The organism is Streptomyces spectabilis (genome assembly GCF_008704795.1).
Classification (GTDB): domain Bacteria; phylum Actinomycetota; class Actinomycetes; order Streptomycetales; family Streptomycetaceae; genus Streptomyces; species Streptomyces spectabilis.
Genome location: NZ_CP023690.1, coordinates 7,007,378 through 7,025,152, shown reverse-complemented (window position 1 = coordinate 7,025,152; position 17,775 = coordinate 7,007,378). Strand labels below are relative to the sequence as shown.

Below are 17,775 nucleotides of genomic sequence, written 5' to 3'. Positions count from 1 at the left end.
TGTGCGGGGGGCGGGCGGGGCGTGGGAGGGGTGCGGGCGGCGGGCGGGGGGCCGGTGCGGGCTCCGGCTGCGCCTCGGTTCGCGTGGCTGTGGGGGGGTGGGGCGTGGCTGTCAGGCGCGGCTGGGGCGTGGTCGCCTGAGGGCCGTGGCGCCGCCGTCCGAGGGCCGTGGCGCGGTCGTCGAAGGGCCGTGGCGCGCCCGCGCCACGCCGCCGACCGCCTGGTCGCCGCGCGGCCCGGCCCGGGTCGTGGTCGGGGTTGTCAGTGGGACGGTCCACAATGGTCGGCATCAGATCCCGCACTTGTTGGTGAAGGAGCCGCAGCAGCGATGGCCCGCCGCAGCACGAAGACCCCACCGCCCGACGACTCGTTCGAGGAGAAGATCCTCGACATCGACGTCGTCGACGAGATGCAGGGCTCCTTCCTCGAGTACGCCTACTCGGTCATCTACTCCCGCGCCCTGCCCGACGCCCGCGACGGCATGAAGCCGGTGCAGCGCCGCATCGTCTATCAGATGAACGAGATGGGCCTGCGCCCGGAGCGCGGCTATGTGAAGTGTGCCCGCGTCGTCGGCGAGGTCATGGGCAAGCTGCACCCGCACGGCGACGCGTCCATCTACGACGCGCTGGTCCGCATGGCGCAGCCGTTCTCCATGCGCCTGCCCATGGTCGACGGCCACGGGAACTTCGGCTCGCTCGGGAACGACGACCCGCCCGCCGCGATGCGGTACACCGAATGCCGCATGGCGGACGCCACGTCCCTCATGACGGAGTCGATCGAAGAGGACACGGTCGACTTCACGCCGAACTACGACGGCCAGGAGAAGGAGCCGGTAGCCCTCCCGGCCGCCTATCCGAACCTCCTGGTGAACGGCTCGTCCGGCATCGCCGTAGGCATGGCGACGAACATGCCGCCGCACAACCTCGGCGAAGTCATCGCGGCCGCCCGGCACCTGATCAGGCACCCGGGCGCCGACCTCGAGACGCTCATGAAGCACATCCCGGGCCCCGACCTGCCCACGGGCGGCCGGATCGTCGGCCTGTCCGGCATCAGGGACGCGTACGAATCGGGGCGCGGCACCTTCAAGATCCGCGCGACGGTGTCCGTGGAGGCGGTGACCGCGCGCCGCAAGGGCCTGGTCGTCACGGAGCTGCCGTTCAGCGTCGGCCCGGAGAAGGTCATCTCCAAGATCAAGGACCTGGTGGGGTCCAAGAAGCTCCAGGGCATCGCCGACGTCAAGGACCTCACCGACCGCGAGCACGGCCTGCGCCTGGTCATCGAGATCAAGAACGGCTTCGTCCCGGAGGCCGTCCTGGAGCAGCTCTACAAGCTGACGCCGATGGAGGAGTCCTTCGGCATCAACAACGTGGCGCTGGTCGACGGCCAGCCCCTCACGCTCGGCCTCAAGGAGCTCCTCGAGGTCTATCTCGACCACCGCTTCGACGTGGTGCGCCGCCGCAGCGAGTTCCGCCGCGGCAAGAAGCGCGACCGGCTGCACCTGGTGGAGGGCCTGCTCATCGCCCTCCTGGACATCGACGAGGTCATCCGCCTCATCCGCTCCAGCGACAACAGCGCGCAGGCCAAGGAGCGCCTGATGGAGCGCTTCTCCCTGACCGAGGTGCAGACGCAGTACATCCTGGACACCCCGCTGCGCCGCCTCACCAAGTACGACCGCATCGAGCTGGAGTCCGAGCGCGACAAGCTGAACGCGGAGATCGACGAGCTGACCCGCATCCTGGAGTCGGACGCGGAGCTGCGCAAGCTGGTCTCCTCGGAACTGGCCGCCGTGTCCAAGAAGTTCGCCACGGAGCGGCGCACGGTGCTCCTGGAGTCCTCCGGCGCCCCGGCCCCCACGGTGTCCCTCCAGGTCGCGGACGACCCGTGCCGGGTCCTGCTGTCGTCGACGGGCCTGCTGGCCCGTACGGCCAACGGCGAGCCCTTCGCGGAGGGCGACGGCAAGCGTGTCAAGCACGACGTGATCGTCTCGGCGGTCCCGGCGACCGCGCGCGGCGAGGTGGGCGCGGTGACCTCCGAGGGGCGCCTCCTCAGGCTCTCCGTGGTCGACCTGCCGCAGCTCCCGGACACGGCCTCCGCGCCCAACCTCTCGGGCGGCGCCCCGGTCACCGAGCTCCTCTCCCTGGAGTCGGACGAGAAGCTGATCTGCCTGATGACGCTCGACGAGTCCTCCCCGGGCCTGGCGCTCGGCACGGAACAGGGCGTGGTCAAACGCGTGGTGCCCGACTATCCGGCGAACAAGGAAGAGCTGGAGGTCATCACTCTCAAGGACGGCGACCGCATCGTCGGCGCGATGGAGCTGCGCACGGGCGAGGAGGACCTGGTCTTCATCACGGACGACGCCCAGTTGCTGCGCTATCCGGCCGGGCAGGTGCGGCCGCAGGGCCGTCCGGCGGGCGGCATGGCGGGCATCAAGCTCGCGCAGGGCGCGAAGGTCATCTCCTTCGCGGCGGTCGATCCGGCGGCGGACGCCGTGGTGTTCACGGTCGCGGGCTCGCGCGGCACGCTCGACGACTCGGTGCAGACGACGGCGAAGCTCACGCCGTTCGACCAGTACCCGCGCAAGGGGCGCGCGACGGGTGGCGTGCGCTGCCAGCGTTTGCTGAAGGGCGAGGACTGCCTGAGCTTCGCCTGGGCGGGCCCGAAGCCGCCGCGCGCGGCGCAGCGCACGGGCACACCGACGGAACTGCCGGAGCCCGACCCGCGCCGGGACGGCTCCGGTGTCTCCCTGGCGAAGCCGGTGGCCGCGGTGGCGGGCCCGGTGTAGCGGTCAGCCGCGGTCGGCCCCGGTGGAGAAATCGGGGTCGGCCTCCGGGTCGGCTTCGGGGTCGGCCTCGGACCCAAAGTCGAGATCGGCGTCGGGGTCGGCGTACGGGTTGAGGCTGGTGTCGGAATCGGCGTAGTCGCGATAGCCGGGATCGGCGTACGGGTCGAGGTGGACGTCCGGCTCGACGTCGACGGCCGGGCCGGGGCCCGAGTCAGGGTCCAGCGCGGCCCCGGCCGCCCCGGCTCCGGAGTCGGCCGCGGATTCGGTCCCACTCTCGCCCTCGGGCCCCGGCGCCTCCTCCGCCTCCGGCTCCTGTACGTACCGCAGGACGCCCCACATGCCGAACTCATCCGCGTGCGGGGCGTCCTCGTCGTTCTCCCTGCACAGCGTCAGCCGAGTGTGCAGCTCCGGTACGTCGATGCCGGAGCCGATGAGGACGAGCTGCGTGAGCCGCTTCTCGCCGGGCCCCCACGGCTCGGGGTAGAACCGCAGGAAGCGCCCCACGGAATGCACCGCGTACCGGTTGCGGGCGTCCGCGGCACCGAAGTCGACGTACCCCTTGATGCGGTAGAGCCCTTCGGGCCTGCTGTCGAGGAACTCCATGAGGCGGCGGGGGTTCATGGGCGCGTCGGAGGTGAAGGAGAGGCTCTCGTAGCCGCTGTGCAGATGGTCGTGGCCACAGCCTCCGTGCGGGACGGCGTGGTCGTGGTCGCCAAGGGCGCACGCCTCGCCCTCCGCCGGACCGTCACCGGCCTCAAGGTGACCGCTGTCCGTGTCCTCGGCGTGCTCGGCGTCCTCGGCGTACCCGGCGTACTCGGCGTCGCCGTGGTCGTGCAGGTCGTCGAACGAGAGCTGGCCGACGCGCTCCCCCACCGGCTTGCGGTCCAGGAGGAGCCCCACGTCCACGCGCCCGTACGTGGCGGCGACGACAGCGGCCCGGTCGGTGTGACGGCGCACCTCGTCGAGGACGCGATCCCGCTCCCCCGCCGGTACCCGGTCGGCCTTGTTGACCACGACGAGGTCGGCGATCTTCAGATGCCGGTCGACCTCGGGGTGCCGCTGCCTGGTGGAGTCGAACTCGGCGGCGTCCACGACCTGCACCAGACCGCCGTACACGATGTGCGGATTCTCGCTGGCGAGCACCATGCGCACGAGTTCCTGCGGCTCGGCGAGACCGCTCGCCTCGATGACGATGACGTCGATACGGGCAGCTGGCCGGGCAAGGCGTTCCAGATACACGTCGAGCTCACTGGCGTCCACGGCGCAGCACAGACACCCGTTGCCGAGGGACACGGTGGAGTCGCCGAGCTGCCCGGCGACGGCCATGGCGTCGATCTCGATGGAGCCGAAGTCATTGACGATCGCGCCGATGCGGCTGCCTCCGCTGCGATGCAGCAGATGATTCAGCAGTGTCGTCTTGCCGGACCCCAGGAATCCCGTGAGGACGACGACTGGAATCTGCTGCTCACGCACGTGTGGCCCCTCGCATCAACACACATCAAGGTGGATCAAGTCGCTCAAGACGCGTACACCTCGCAGGCGACGAGCGCGTACGGCATTTGAACACCACTCCAGGATATGTGCGCGTAGACGTGCCGGTAGGCGAACGATTCCGTGCGGGGTCGACGGGGCACACATTGGGCACGGCGCAGGAATGTCAGAGCCCGGATTCATGCCGTGCTTCCGTGCGCCTCCTCTCCGCCTCCCGGCCGATCAGAGCCGCTCGGCACCCTGGGAGACGGCAAGCGCCGCCCATCGCTCGCCGGTCCGCCCTGCCGCCCCGCGCCCGAAGACCGGCGGACGGTCGCCTGATTCGGGGGTTGACATGGTCACACAGAAGCACTGGATACGGGGGACCTGCCCAGCCGCGTTGGCGGGACTGGCGATCACGACGGGAGCACTGACCCTCGCGGCCGTGCGGCTGCGCAGGAACATGGCCCTCACCGAGCAGCACCGCCTGCACTTCGCCCTGCTCTGCAAAGCCATGGAGGACGAGGCACTGGCCGCGGTCCTGGACACCTACGACAGCGAGGTGCCGCCGGACCGGCACCGCCAGTTCTTGTTCGCCAACGCCCTGTACACCAATGCTCTGCACGCGTACCGGACCGGGGCCATGAGTCTGGGAGAGCTCTACGGACACCTTCGGGTGATGTGCCAGAACCCGATCTTCCGCGAGTACTGGGAGGCCACCCGCCACCACCGTGCCAGCCTGCGCCGTTCGTCGGAGGAGGCGGAGGTGGGGCGAGTCCTGGACGGTCTGGCTCGGGACCTCCGGGACGCGGACACGGATGAATGGTGGGTTGTCGGACATCCGCCCACCGACTAGCCGCAGCGGGCCTAACCTCCGTTGAGACGAATCCAGTTAGAGCACTCCCCAACTCCCGGACATAGACATTTGGGGCTAATCTGTCATCGCCCTTCTGTCTATCACCCAAGGACCAGGATCCCCTTGAACATCCTGCGCCGCATCGGTGCCTCTCCCCGCGAGCGGGGCAGCGCCACGGGCCAGACGTGCCCCGACATCTTTGAACTCAGCAACGGCGACTTCGCTGTGATCGGAACCGAGATGACCGCGGACCTCACGGGCGTACTGCCCGCCGACGCGGGACGCGCCGACTACGAAGGCATCGTCGTGATCAGCCGAGAGACCCTCATCCGGGCCAAGGCAGACATCCCCGACGCCTGATCGGCACCCGGAGCAGGACGCGACGCCCGACTCCGGCGCGGCGCCCCCGAGCCACCCTCACGTGAGTGATCCCTCGCCACAGGTGCCTCCCCTCCTTCCGTTCACCCTGCGCTCTCCTCACCTCTTGCACCCATGGAGCTCTGCCGTGCCCGAAATCCTCCGTCGAATAGGTGCTGCCCCGCGTGAACGGGGCAGCCTGGGCGGTGCCAACTGTCCGGACATCTTCGAGCTGACCAATGGCGACTTCGTCGTGATCGGCACCGAGATGACCGCGGACCTCGACGCCGAATTGCCCGCCGACGCGGGACGCGCCGACTACGAACGCATCGTCGTGATCAGCCGAGAGACCCTCATCCGGGCCAAGGCAGACATCCCCGACGCATAGCCTGTCGCCGGATCCAGCACCCCGCGGCGCCCGCCACCCCTGGGCGCCGTTTACTGCACCCACCCCTGGGAAGACTCGCCCAGGGGTGACTGATGCCAGGTCGACAAGCATGGCGTTCGGCACGCGCCATCTTCCTGTGGAGCACCGTCGTCACCGTCGGCATCGCGCTCGTGGGCCTGGCGTCCATCATGGTGAGCGGCCTGTTGATACGGGGCGTGGAGAGCACCAACGGCGGCAGCCGGGCGGCGGAGAAGCGAAGTCAGATCGGGGACTACTTCGGCGGCGTGAGCGCGGTCTTCTCAGGCGTCGCCCTCCTCCTGCTCATCGCCACACTGCTCCTGCAACAGCGCGAACTGCGCATGCAGCGCCAGGAGCTAGCCCACCAGCGCGAGGAACTGTCGGCGTCACGAGCGGAGTTGCACCGCAGCGCCGAAGCGGACCTGCGCTCCCTCCATGTGCAACTGACCGAGATGGTCATGAACAACCCCGACCTGGCCGAGGTCTGGGACGACCTCCCCCGCGATTCGACCACGGAACTGCGTCAGAACCTGTTCTCGAATCTGACGTTCAACCACTACGTCCTGGCGCTGAGCTGGGGAAACTTCTCCGAGGAAGACCTCGTCGTCTACGCGTCGAGCCTGCTGTCCAGCCCTGCCTTCCTGCGCTACTGGAACGCCACACGTGCGCACAAGAGCCAGCTGCCGGCCGACAGCGCGGAGGGCCGCATGTTCCGGGTCTTCGAGCGCGCCCTGGCCGCCCAGCGCCGCGGAGCGCCCCCGTCCACCGCGTGAACGAGCGCGCTCCGTCGGCCCGACTTCGGGGTCGCTCAGTCGGCTCCCCGCCCGCCGCCATGGGCCGGGCGCCGCGCCTCAGGCGACCGGCGGCACCGCCACCGGCGGCTCCTGCCCCACGTACCGGGCCGCGGGCCGGATGATTTTCGAGTCCTCCGCCTGCTCCAGGATGTTGGCGCTCCAGCCCACCACGCGCGCGGACGCGAACGTCGGCGTGAACATCTCGCGCGGCAGCCCGCACAGCTCCATGACCACGCCCGCGTAGAACTCCACGTTCGTGTGGAGTTCGCGCCCCGGCTTGAGCTCCGCGAGGATGGCCTCGACCTGCCGCTCGACCTCCACCGCGAACTCCACGAGTTCCCCGCCGAACTGCTGCGCGATGCCACGGAGCATGCGGGAGCGCGGGTCCTCGGTGCGGTAGACGGGGTGCCCGAAGCCCATGATGCGCTCGCCCGCGTGTACGCGCTCCCGGATCCAGGAGTCGATGCGGTCGGGCGTGCCGATCGCGTCGAGCGTGTCCAGGGCCCGGCTGGGGGCACCGCCGTGCAAGGGGCCGGACAGCGCGCCGACGGCACCGACGAGACAGGCCGCGACGTCCGCACCCGTCGACGTGATGACACGAGCCGTGAATGTTGACGCGTTGAAGCCGTGGTCAATGGTGGAGATCAAGTATTGCTCGACCGCCCGGGCCCGGGCGGCGTCCGGTTCGGAACCGGTCAGCATGTAGAGGTAGTTGGCGGCGTACGACAGGTCGTCGCGCGGCTCGACAGGGTCGAGCCCTTGACCGAGGCGGTACAGCGCGGTGAGCAGGGTCGGCACGACGGCGGCCGCGGCGAGCGCGTCGGCGCGGCGCCGGTCTCCGTCGATGTCGTACACCGGCCGGAAGCCCTTCGAGGCGCCGAAGAGCGAGAGCGCTGTGCGCAGTCCGGAGAGCGGTCCGGAGAGCGCGCTGGCGCGGGCGATGGCGGGCAGCGCCGCACGCACCTCGTCCGGCAGGTGGCGCAGGGCCGCGGTCTGCTCGGCGAAGGCTTCCCGCCGCGCGGCGTCGGGCAACGTGCCGTGGAACATCAGGTGCCAGACGTCCTCGAAGCCGCGGGTCTGCGCGAGCTCCACGGCGGAGTACTGGCGGTAGTGGTAGAAGCCCTCGTATCCCCTGACGTCACCGAGCTGGGTCTCGGTGACGACGACGCCCGCGAGGCCGCGGGGGACCTCGATGGGCGCGGTGGGGGTGGCGGCGGAGCCATTGATCGGCATGGTGTTCCTCGACTTCCTCCGTGGACTTGATTCGACTGTCCATGCTTGACTCAATCTCTGTCAATATTGATTGACTCAATATGCAAGTACAGCTATCCGGACGCAGATACGGTGACGCCCATGACGGATCAAGAAGCGGGTGCGGTCGCACACGAAGGTCAGCGGATCAGCACCAAAGAGGCCGCGGAACTGCTCGGCGTGAAGCCCGAGACCGTGTACGCGTACGTGAGCCGGGGCCAGCTCAGCAGCCGTCGCGGCCCCGGAGGGCGCGGCAGCACGTTCGACCCCAAGGAGGTGCGGGCCCTCGCGCGCAGAAACCGCCGCGAGCCCGCCGTCGCGACCTCCGCCAACGAGCTCTCCGTGCGCACCCGCATCACACTGATCGACAAGGACCGCTACTACTTCCGCGGCGTCGACGCGGTCGAACTGGCCCTGCGCCACTCCTACGAAGAGGTCGCGGAATGGCTGTGGACCGGCGTCCTGCGCCCGGGAATCCACTTCACGGCACCGCCCGAGCCCGCGGGCGCCGCGCGGCTGGCCGTGCGCGCCCTGCCCGAGCATTGCGCCCCCACGGACCGGCTGCGCGTGGCGGCCATCTCGGCGGCCGCCGCCGACCCGCTCCGCTTCGACCTCGCCGAGGAGGCGGTCGTCGGCACGGCCCGCACCCTGATCCCCACGCTGGTCGCGGCGCTCCCGCCCGTCCTGCCCACACACCGCGACGGCGGCCCGCTCGCCGGGCGGCTCTGGGGACGGCTGAGCGGCCGCAAGCCCGACGAGGGCTCGCTCCACGCCCTGGACACCGCCCTCGCGCTGCTCGTCGACCACGACCTGGCGGCGTCCACGCTGGCGGTCCGCGTCGCCGCGTCCGCGCGCGCCCACCCCTACGCGGCGGTGTCGGCGGGCCTCGGCGTCCTGGAGGGCCCCCTGCACGGCGCCGCGAGCGGCCTCGCCCACCGCATGCTCCTGGAGGTCCTCGACCGGGGCAGCGCGACACCGGTCGTCGCGAACGAGCTGCGCGCCGGCCGCCGCGTTCCCGGCCTGGGCCATCGCCTGTACGCGGGCGAGGACCCGCGCGCCCGGGCGCTGTTCGGCCTGCTCGAAGTGATGCCGAAGGCCGGGCCCGCGCTCGCGGCGGCGCGCGACGTGGTCGCCACCACGGCCCGCCACACCGACCTGCACGCCAACATCGACCTCGCGCTCGCCGTCCTCACCGTGTCGTCCGGCATGCCCGCGGAGGCGGGCGAGACGGTCTTCGCGGTGGCGCGCACGGCCGGCTGGATCGCACACGCCCTGGAGGAGTACGAGGAGCGGCCGATGCGCATGCGTCCTGTCGGCCAGTACGTCGGACAGCGCCCGCCGCAGCCGTTGCCCACCAAGCAGGACGCGTGAATCCGGCCGGGGCCTCAGGTTAGGCTCACCTCCGTGAGTACCTGCGCGACCGCATCGCGGGACCTGAGCGAACCCCTCGCGGGCACCGCGGCCACCGCCAAGACGTGGCTGCTCCTGGAGCAGCCGGGCCCCTGGGGCGCCAAAGCGCTCACTTCAAGCCACTTGGACCCGGAGGTCGGTCGCGCGCTGGAGCGTGCCGCGGAGTCGACGGGTGTACGGGTCGCGCTCATCCGGCGCCCCGGACGGCACGCCGACTGTCACGTTCCCGCGCGGCACCGGGTGTTCATCGCCCACACCTCGCCGGGAGCCACCTGGCTGCGCGCCCATGTGGTCGACGACCCTAGGCAGTTGGTCGACCTGGACTTCGCGGCGCTCGGCGCGGGCGATCACGGCGGCTTCGGGCACCCGCACACCGGCGACCCGCTCGCGCTCGTGTGCACGAACGGCAAGCGGGACCGCTGCTGCGCCCTGCTCGGCCGTCCGCTCGCCGCCGAACTCGCCGCGTCCGGCGAGGAAGGCGTCTGGGAAATCACTCATCTGGGTGGTCATCGCTTCTCCCCCACCCTGTTGGTGCTCCCGTACGGATACGCGTACGGCCGGACGGCGGCGCACGCGGTGAAGGGTGTCCTGCAAGCGGTGCGCGAAGGGCGCGTCGTCACCGAGGGCTGCCGGGGCAACTCCGCCTGGGAGCGCCCCGGGCAGGCCGCCGAGCTGGCGGTGCGCGCCACCGCCCGCGAGGACCGCGCGGGCGTCCTGAGCGTCGTACGGACGACGGGTGACGCCCCGCGCTGGGAGGTCACCGTGGCGCACGCCGACGGGCGGCACTGGCGGGTCACCGTCGCCCAGGGCGCCTCGCTGCCGCCGCGTCCGGAGAGCTGTGGCGCGGCTCTGGGCTCACCGGCGCGGATGGATGTGGTGTCGGTCCATGAGATCGCGGGAGCCGTGTCACCGGCCGAGGCCTAGGGCAGAGCTGAGACCGGGACCGGGGGCGCATCCGCGCGCGGGGCGCTTGCCTAGGCGCACAAGGGCGCGCAGGGGCGCACGAGCAGCCCGATGGGCTCCAGGACCGATGCCCGCAGCCTCCGAGCGAGGCATCGGGAGGCCTACGAGATCCACGCCACACTTCCTTAAGAGAAGACCGCCCGCCGCCGTACCGTTCGTCACATGAGCCCGACTCCTCCTGCCCGACGACTGCGCCTCGGCCTGCCGCGGCGCGTCTTCTCGCAGGTGCTGCTGATGCAGCTGGCGATCGCCGCCGGGGTCACGGTGCTCGCCACCGGTCTGTTCCTCGCGCCGCTCAGCAAGCAGCTCGACGACCAGGCGATGCGCCGCGCGCTCGCCATCGCGCAGACGACGGCGGCACAGCCGCAGATCGTCCGGGACCTCACCTCCACGCGCCCGGCGGCCGACGGGCCCGTCCAGGCGGCGGCCGAGCGCATCCGTGAGGCCAGCGGCGCCGAGTACGTAGTGATCATGAACAAGCTGGGCGTGCGCTGGTCGCACACCGACCCCGGGGAGATCGGCAAGGTCGTCTCGACCGACCCCAGCGACGCGCTCGCCGGCCGTGACGTCATGCAGATCGACAACGGCACGCTCGGGCGCTCCGCGCGCGGGAAGGTGCCCCTGCGGGTGGCGGGCGGCGAGATCGTCGGCGCCGTCTCCGTAGGCATCGAGTACGACAGCGTCCGCGACCGTCTCATCCATACGATCCCGAGCCTCTTCGCCTACGCGGGCGGGGCCCTCGCCGCCGGCGCGCTCGCGGCCTACCTGATCTCCCGGCGCGTGCAGCGCCAGACGAGGGACCTCGCCTTCTCCGACATCTCGGGGCTGCTCGCGGAGCGCGAGGCGATGCTGCACGGCATCCGCGAGGGCGTCGTCGCCCTGGACCGCGCCGGACGCGTCCGGCTGCTCAACGACGAGGCCCAGCGGCTCCTCGGGCTCGGCACGGAAGTGATCGGCCGCCCCCTGGACGAGGCGCTCGGACCGGGCCGTACGACGGACGTGCTCGCCGGGCGGGTCACGGGTACCGACCTGCTGACCGTACGGGGCCAGCGGGTCCTGGTCGCCAACCGCATGCCCACGGACGACGGGGGTGCGGTCGCGACCCTGCGCGACCGCACCGAGTTGGAACAGCTCGGGCGCGAACTCGACTCCACGCGCGGCCTCATCGACGCCCTGCGCGCCCAGGACCACGAGCACGCCAACCGCATGCACACGCTGCTCGGTCTCCTGGAGCTGGAGATGTACGAGGAGGCCGCGGAGTTCGTCGGCGAGGTGGCGGGCGCCCACCGGGTGACGGCCGAGCAGATCACCGAGAAGGTCCACGATCCGCTTCTCTCCGCCCTGCTCGTCGGCAAGGCGACCGTGGCCGCGGAGCGCGGCGTGGCACTGGCCGTCTCCGGAGACACCGCGTTGCCCGACCGGCTCGTCGACCCGGGCGGCCTCGTGACGATCGTCGGGAACCTCGTGGACAACGCGTTGGACGCGGCGACCGGCACACGGCACGCACGCGTAGAGGTCGTTCTGCGTACTGAGGGTCTACAGGGACGCACGGTTGTCCTCCAGGTACGCGATACCGGCCCTGGTGTTCCGCCGGATCAGCGCGAGGCGGTGTTCACGGAGGGCTGGTCCACGAAGGAGCCGCCCGCGCACGGGCAGCGGGGTATCGGTCTGGCGCTGGTACGCAGGCTCGCCGAGCGCCAGGGCGGCAGCGCACGGGTCGGCGCGGGCCCGGACGGGGGCGCCGAGTTCACCGTGGTCCTCCCCGAAGGCCTCGCGGAACCGCAGCTGGTGGAGAGCGATCCGCGCCCCGCCGCCGCCCCACAGTCGATCACCACACCGCACACCACATCGGACACCGCATCGGACACGACACCGGCCACCACATCGGTCACTACGGAGGAGGCACGATGATCGAGGTACTGGTCGTGGACGACGACGTCCGGGTAGCCGACGTCAACGCCGCCTACGTGGAGAAGGTCCCGGGCTTCCGCGTCGCCGGCCGGGCCCACAACGCGGCCGAGGCGCTGCGCCTGGTCGAGGAGGTCCCCGTCGACCTGGTGCTCCTCGACCACTATCTGCCGGACGAGACGGGTCTCACCGTGGTGCGCACGCTGCGCGAACGCGGCCTCCAGACCGACGTGATCATGGTGACGGCGGCCCGTGACGTCACCACCGTGCAGGCCGCGATGCGCCACGGCGCGCTCCAGTACCTGGTGAAGCCGTTCTCGTACGCGGGGCTCCGTACGAAGCTCGACGCGTACGCCACACTGCGCCGCACCCTCGACGGCGGCGGCGAGGCCGAGCAGGCCGAGGTCGACCGGATCTTCGGCGCGCTCTCGTCGACCCCGGCACCCGAGCTGCCCAAGGGGCACTCCCCCACGACCGCGGAGCTGGTCCGCAGGGCCCTGATGGCCGCCGATGGACCGCTCTCCGCCCAGGAGCTGGGGGAACGCACCCGGCTCAGCCGTCAGACCGCCCAGCGCTATCTGAAGCTCCTGGAACGCACCGGCCGGGTGCGGCTGAGTCTGAAGTACGGCGACACGGGACGTCCCGAGCACCGCTACGAGTGGGCGTCCAGCCGCTGACCCACCCGGCGTGGCGTCCCGCGGGTCGAGGCCGATTACACGGCACCCGCCCCGGTCAGTGAACGCACCTCCGTCTCCGCGTGCTTGGCCTCGTCCGCCCGGTCCGCCGACGTGACCGTCCCGAGCCAGCCCGCGAGGAAGCCCAGCGGGATCGAGACGAGCCCCGGGTTGTCCAGCGGGAAGTACTGGAAGTCCACTCCGGGGAACAGCGAGTCCGGGCTCCCGGACACCACCGGCGACAGCACGACGAGCACCAGCGCGGGCAGCAGCCCGCCGTACACCGACCACACGGCGCCCCGCGTGGTGAACTCCCGCCAGAACAGCGAGTACAGCAGCACCGGCAGGTTCGCGGACGCGGCCACCGCGAAGGCGAGCCCCACCAGGAACGCGACGTTGAGATCGCGGGCGAGCAGACCGAGCCCGATCGCGACGACCCCGATCCCGGCGGCGGCGACCCGCGCCACCGCCACCTCGCTGCGCTGCTTGCTCCCCCGCCGCAGGGACGCGTAGAGGTCGTGGGCCACCGACGCCGAGGAGGCGAGCGTGATCCCCGCGACCACGGCGAGGATCGTCGCGAACGCCACGGCGGCGACCACCGCGAAGAGAACCGTTCCTCCCGTGGAATCCGCGCCCCCGCCCAGATCGAGCGCCAGCAGAGGCACCGCCGTATTGCCCGCCGCGTTCGACCCGCGTACCGCGTCGGAGCCGACGATCGCCGCCGCCCCGAAGCCGAGCACGATCGTCATCAGATAGAAGCTGCCGATCAAGCCGATGGACCAGACCACGGAGCGACGGGCGGCCCGCGCGGTCGGCACCGTGTAGAAGCGCGAGAGGATGTGCGGAAGCCCGGCCGTGCCGAGCACCAGGGCGAGCCCCAGGCTGATGAAGTCCAGCCGCGCCGTCCAGTCCCCGCCGTACTTCAGCCCCGGCGCCAGGAAGTCGCTTCCATGCCCACTGCGGTCGGCCGCCGTACGCAACAACTGATCGAAGTCGCCGTGGAACCGCATCAGGACGAGCACGGTCAACGCGATCGCACCGCCCATCAACAGCACCGCCTTGACGATCTGGATCCACGTGGTGGCCCGCATCCCGCCCAGCGACACATAGATGACCATGAGCGCGCCCACACCGATCACCGCCCACGTCCGGGCGGCCGCGCTCGTCTCCCCGAGCAGCAGCGCGACCAGCGAACCCGCACCCACCATCTGCGCCACGAGATAGAGCACGGACACGGTCACCGACGACGTGCCCGCGGCGATGCGCACCGGCCGCTCCCGCATCCGTGCCGCGACGACGTCGGCGAGCGTGAACCTGCCGCAGTTGCGCACCAGTTCCGCCACGAGGAACAACACGACCAGCCATGCGACGAGAAAGCCCACCGAATAGAGCAGACCGTCATACCCGTACAGCGCGATCAGCCCGGAAATGCCGAGGAACGAGGCAGCCGACATGTAATCGCCCGCGATGGCAAAACCATTCTCCATGGGCGAGAACAACCGCCCGCCCGCATAGAACTCCTCAGCCGAGCCATGCCTGTTACGGCTCACATACGTCGTGATCCCGAGCGTGATCGCCACGAACACGCCGAACAGGACGAGCGCCAGCGTCTGATGGTCACCGGTCACCGCTCCGCCCCCTGCCTCAGCTCCCGCTCCCTGTTCTGCTCGAACACGGCCCAGCGCAGATCCAGCGCCGGACGGTCCCGCCGCAGCCGCGCATGCCGGGCATACGCCCAGGTCAGCAGGAACGTCGTGAGGAACTGCCCGAGTCCCGCCACCATCGCCACATTCACCGCTCCGGCGACGGGCCGCGCCATCAGCCCCGGCGCCGTCGTCGCCGTCACGACATACGCCACGTACCAGGTGAAGAAGGCGATCACCGCCGGGACCACGAACCTCCGGTAGCGGCGGCGGACCTCCTGGAACGCCGCGCTCGCCTGCACCTCCAGGTAGATGTCGGCCGCGCTCCCGTGCCGCCGCGGCGCGGCGGCTGGATCCGTGGGCGTCGGTGTGCCCGTGCCGTCCAGCTCGCCCCAGCCTGCGGCGAGCTCGTCGTACCACGGATCCTTCAGGTCACCGGGCCTGTCCCGCCCGGCATCGCGGCCGTCGTCCTTCTCCACCGAACTCTCCTTGTCCGCAGCCATGTTCGGCCGCGAGCCCAAGGATGGGCAGAACAGGAAGATCCGTCCCTCTTCTCTCCCCGCTCTTCACCCCATCAGGTGACGGAGATCCTCACCTGCGGCTACTCCCCGGCGGCTGCGCGAGACCGTGCCGATAGGCATAACGCACCGCTTGCGCACGGTCCTTGAGGCCCGCCTTGGCGAAGAGGTTGTTGATGTGGGTCTTCACTGTGGCCGTGGAGACCTGCAACGCCCGCGCGATCTCCTGATTCGTCAGCCCCTCCGCGATCAGCCCGACCACCTCCGTCTCGCGCAGCGTCAGTCCGTCCGGCGGCTGCACCGGCCGCACAGGTGTCTCCGGCTCCGAAAGCCGCTCCAGAAGCCGCCGTTGGATCTGCGGTGAAAGCCCGGCCTGCCCCGAGAGCACGTCCTCGATGGCCCGCACGATCTCCTCACCACCCGCGTCCTTGGTGAGATATCCCCGCGCCCCTGCCTTGAGCGCGGGAAACAGCGACTCGTCGTCGGCGTACGTGGTGAGCACCACCACCTGCGTGCCCGGATACTCGGCACGGATCCGGCGGGTGGCCTCCGCCCCGTCGCAGCGCGGCATGCGCAGGTCCATCAGCACGACGTCCGGCGAGAGTTCACCCACGAGCCGCACCGCTTCCTCGCCGTCACCGCCGGACCCGACGACTTCGACGCCCGGCAACAGCCCCAGGAGCATCACGATGCCCTCACGTACCACGGTCTGGTCATCGACAACGACCACGCGCGCGGGCGCCTTGCCTTCTCTCACAGCCCCCTGCCCCAGCGACCGCGCCGCCCCTGCACCTGCCCCGGCACCAACGGCCGCCTCAGAAGCACCACTTGTCCACGCCTTGACTCCAGCCCCGGCGCCCGACCCAGCACCAGCACCAGCACCAGCACCAGCACCAGCCACGGAAGCACCGTCGCGGCGCCCGTCGTCCCCTGTCATCCCGGCACCCTCAGCCTCACGGCAAAGCCCTTGTCCTCCGGCCCCGCCTCCAGCGAGCCGCCGAGCAGCTCGGCACGCTCACGCATTCCCAGCAGACCGTACCCGGCTCCCGATGCCGCGAATTCCCCCGGCGCTCCCCCGGAATCGGTCACGTCCAGCATGACCTCCCTCTCTCCATACTCGAAGCACACGGTGACCTTCGCCCCCGGCGCGTGCTTCCGTACGTTCGTCATCGCTTCCTGCGCCACCCTTCGCACCGCCTGTGAGGACTCCGCGGGGAGGGCCCGCCGCTCCCCGGAGACCGCGACGGAGGCACCGTCCTCCCGGGCGAGCTCCCGCAGGAAGTCCTCGACCGGGGTCATCTCCCCGCGCAGCGCCGACAGTGCCTGACGTGTCTCGGCGAGCCCCTCGGCGGCCATCGCCCGCGCCGCCACGACCCGGCCCAGAACCTGATCCCGGTCCGCGTCCCGCTCGATCAGCAGCCGGGCCGCCTCTAGATGGACCAGCTGAGCGGAGAGGCTGTGCGCCAGCACGTCGTGGATCTCCCGGGCGATACGCGCGCGCTCCCCCAAGGCCGCCGACTCCGCCTCGGCGGCCCGCGCGGCCCGCTCCTGTGCGAGTAGCCGCTGCGCGTTGCCCCTCGCCTCGGCATCGAGCCGCAGGACATACCCGGCGAGACCGAGTCCCACGGTGACGGCCGCCGTGGTCGGCCAAGGGTCCTCGTTCACCACGGCGAACGCCCCCAGGGACGTCAGCGCGGCGATCACCGCTATGGCCAGGGGCAGTCGCTCCAGCGCCATCATCGCGCAGGCACACCACAGCACGGCCGCCGGCGTCTCGAACCCGGTCCCCTGTGCCGCCGCGCCCGCGACCAGCAGCACGCCCCACGCCATCAGAGACGGCCACAGTCGCCGCTCAAGCGTGGTGTGGAGGAACCACGCCGCCGCCCCCGCGCAGAGAACGATCACGAGCACCGCGAGTGCGAGTCCCCAGCCGGGGATCTCCTTCCGTGCGAAGGCGCTCCACAGCAGCATGCCGATGAACACCGCGCGCACGCCCCAGATCAGCAACCGGCGAGGCCGCGTCAGATCCTCTTGTGTAAGCGCCTCCCGCGCGGGCCAGCGCGTCCAGATGTCTCGCGTCACGCCCGCTCCTTCCCGTCGATGCGGCCAGCTCGTCACCGTACGGCGCCGGTGAGCGCCGGGCCTGTGCGGAGGGTGTGGGCCCGCAGCTCCAGGAGGCCCGCGCGTACCAACAGGGTTGCCGCGAGGGCGAGGAGCAGCGCACCGGTGCCCTGGTGGATGCCGATGAGCAGACCTATCCCCATGAGCCCGAGCCGTGAGGCTATGCCGACGATCCACACCACGGCTGTGGCCTTGGTGCCGCGGCTCCACACAGACCCGTCCTGCTCGGCCCAGACATGGCTGGTGCGTGCCCAAGCGACACCCATCAGCAGGCCTATGAGCAGCTCACCACCGAGCAGCGCGAGCGACTCCACCCGGCGGCCGGGGTCGAGGAGGCCCGATTCCCGCAGGCCGCAGTACGCGAGCACGGCGGGCACCAGCCACCAGCGTCGGGCGTCTGTGAGTCGCTGCGGCTTCATCTGGCGTATGACGACCAGCGCAATGACTGCGAGGATCAGCAGCGCTTGGGCGAACCCGGGCATCACGGCCTCCGATGGCGTGCGCGGACGATGAAGTACGAGAAGTACGACGCCATCGACGTTACGGATTCGGTCTGGCCGGGGGATCGGAGCAGGGGTGGATCTTGGGTGGACGAAGCGCCTCCACCCGAGGGTGGAGGCGCC

Annotated in this window: 16 protein-coding genes; 9 read left to right on the top strand and 7 right to left on the bottom strand. The window is 70.9% G+C overall.

Annotated features, from left to right (window positions below; genetic code table 11):
- Window positions 1-327: 327 nt before the first annotated feature.
- Window positions 328-2,781: a DNA gyrase/topoisomerase IV subunit A gene (locus CP982_RS30895; protein ID WP_150513459.1), complete on the top strand. Its 2,454-nt coding sequence runs from the start codon at window positions 328-330 to the stop codon at window positions 2,779-2,781.
- 3 nt (window positions 2,782-2,784) lie between these two features.
- Here the strand turns inward: CP982_RS30895 and CP982_RS30890 are convergent, their stop codons facing one another.
- Entirely contained in the window at window positions 2,785-4,254 is a 1,470-nt protein-coding gene (locus CP982_RS30890; RefSeq protein ID WP_229878702.1) for a CobW family GTP-binding protein, read from the bottom strand.
- Between the two features lie 352 nt (window positions 4,255-4,606).
- On the opposite strand from CP982_RS30890, the gene CP982_RS30885 reads away from it, so the two are divergent.
- From CP982_RS30885 to CP982_RS30870, 4 genes are all read left to right on the top strand, one after another.
- On the top strand, window positions 4,607-5,107 hold the full coding sequence (locus CP982_RS30885; protein WP_150513458.1) for a DUF6082 family protein: 501 nt from the start codon (window positions 4,607-4,609) through the stop codon (window positions 5,105-5,107).
- A 123-nt stretch (window positions 5,108-5,230) separates the two neighbouring features.
- Window positions 5,231-5,467 (top strand): hypothetical protein, encoded by a 237-nt coding sequence (locus CP982_RS30880; protein ID WP_150513457.1) that lies wholly within the window; start codon window positions 5,231-5,233, stop codon window positions 5,465-5,467.
- A 145-nt stretch (window positions 5,468-5,612) separates the two neighbouring features.
- Entirely contained in the window at window positions 5,613-5,852 is a 240-nt protein-coding gene (locus CP982_RS30875) for a hypothetical protein (protein WP_150513456.1), read from the top strand.
- A 92-nt stretch (window positions 5,853-5,944) separates the two neighbouring features.
- Entirely contained in the window at window positions 5,945-6,643 is a 699-nt protein-coding gene (locus tag CP982_RS30870; protein WP_229878703.1) for a DUF6082 family protein, read from the top strand.
- A gap of 78 nt (window positions 6,644-6,721) precedes the next feature.
- Here the strand turns inward: CP982_RS30870 and CP982_RS30865 are convergent, their stop codons facing one another.
- Window positions 6,722-7,897: a citrate synthase/methylcitrate synthase gene (locus CP982_RS30865; protein WP_150513455.1), complete on the bottom strand. Its 1,176-nt coding sequence runs from the start codon at window positions 7,895-7,897 to the stop codon at window positions 6,722-6,724.
- A 120-nt stretch (window positions 7,898-8,017) separates the two neighbouring features.
- Here CP982_RS30865 and CP982_RS30860 point away from each other — a divergent pair, with 120 nt between their 5' ends.
- The 4 genes from CP982_RS30860 (at window position 8,018) to CP982_RS30845 (ending at window position 12,873) form a co-directional block, all read left to right on the top strand.
- The gene (locus CP982_RS30860; protein WP_150513454.1) at window positions 8,018-9,286 is read left to right on the top strand and encodes a citrate synthase family protein; all 1,269 of its coding nucleotides are present in this window, start codon (window positions 8,018-8,020) and stop codon (window positions 9,284-9,286) included.
- A 33-nt stretch (window positions 9,287-9,319) separates the two neighbouring features.
- Complete coding sequence (locus CP982_RS30855; RefSeq protein WP_150513453.1) at window positions 9,320-10,249, top strand: ferredoxin family protein; 930 nt, start codon at window positions 9,320-9,322, stop codon at window positions 10,247-10,249.
- A 201-nt stretch (window positions 10,250-10,450) separates the two neighbouring features.
- Window positions 10,451-12,199 (top strand): sensor histidine kinase, encoded by a 1,749-nt coding sequence (locus CP982_RS30850; RefSeq protein ID WP_150513452.1) that lies wholly within the window; start codon window positions 10,451-10,453, stop codon window positions 12,197-12,199.
- Window positions 12,196-12,873, top strand: a complete 678-nt coding sequence (locus tag CP982_RS30845) for a response regulator (protein ID WP_150513451.1) — start codon at window positions 12,196-12,198, stop codon at window positions 12,871-12,873. The genes CP982_RS30850 and CP982_RS30845 overlap by 4 nt, the downstream gene beginning before the upstream one ends.
- Before the next feature lie 35 nt (window positions 12,874-12,908).
- Here the strand turns inward: CP982_RS30845 and CP982_RS30840 are convergent, their stop codons facing one another.
- The 5 genes from CP982_RS30840 to CP982_RS30815 form a co-directional block, all read right to left on the bottom strand.
- A complete protein-coding gene (locus CP982_RS30840; RefSeq protein ID WP_150513450.1) occupies window positions 12,909-14,498 on the bottom strand; it encodes a solute symporter family protein in 1,590 nt (529 codons plus the stop codon).
- Window positions 14,495-15,016 (bottom strand): DUF485 domain-containing protein, encoded by a 522-nt coding sequence (locus CP982_RS30835; protein ID WP_150513449.1) that lies wholly within the window; start codon window positions 15,014-15,016, stop codon window positions 14,495-14,497. Before CP982_RS30835 ends, CP982_RS30840 begins: the two co-directional genes overlap by 4 nt.
- An 88-nt stretch (window positions 15,017-15,104) precedes the next feature.
- Entirely contained in the window at window positions 15,105-15,788 is a 684-nt protein-coding gene (locus CP982_RS30830) for a response regulator (protein WP_150513448.1), read from the bottom strand.
- A 176-nt stretch (window positions 15,789-15,964) separates the two neighbouring features.
- Window positions 15,965-17,113 (bottom strand): sensor histidine kinase, encoded by a 1,149-nt coding sequence (locus CP982_RS30820; protein WP_150513447.1) that lies wholly within the window; start codon window positions 17,111-17,113, stop codon window positions 15,965-15,967.
- 32 nt (window positions 17,114-17,145) lie between these two features.
- Window positions 17,146-17,634, bottom strand: coding sequence for a CcdC protein domain-containing protein (locus tag CP982_RS30815; RefSeq protein WP_150513446.1), 489 nt, complete (start codon window positions 17,632-17,634; stop codon window positions 17,146-17,148).
- Between the last annotated feature and the right edge of the window lie 141 nt (window positions 17,635-17,775).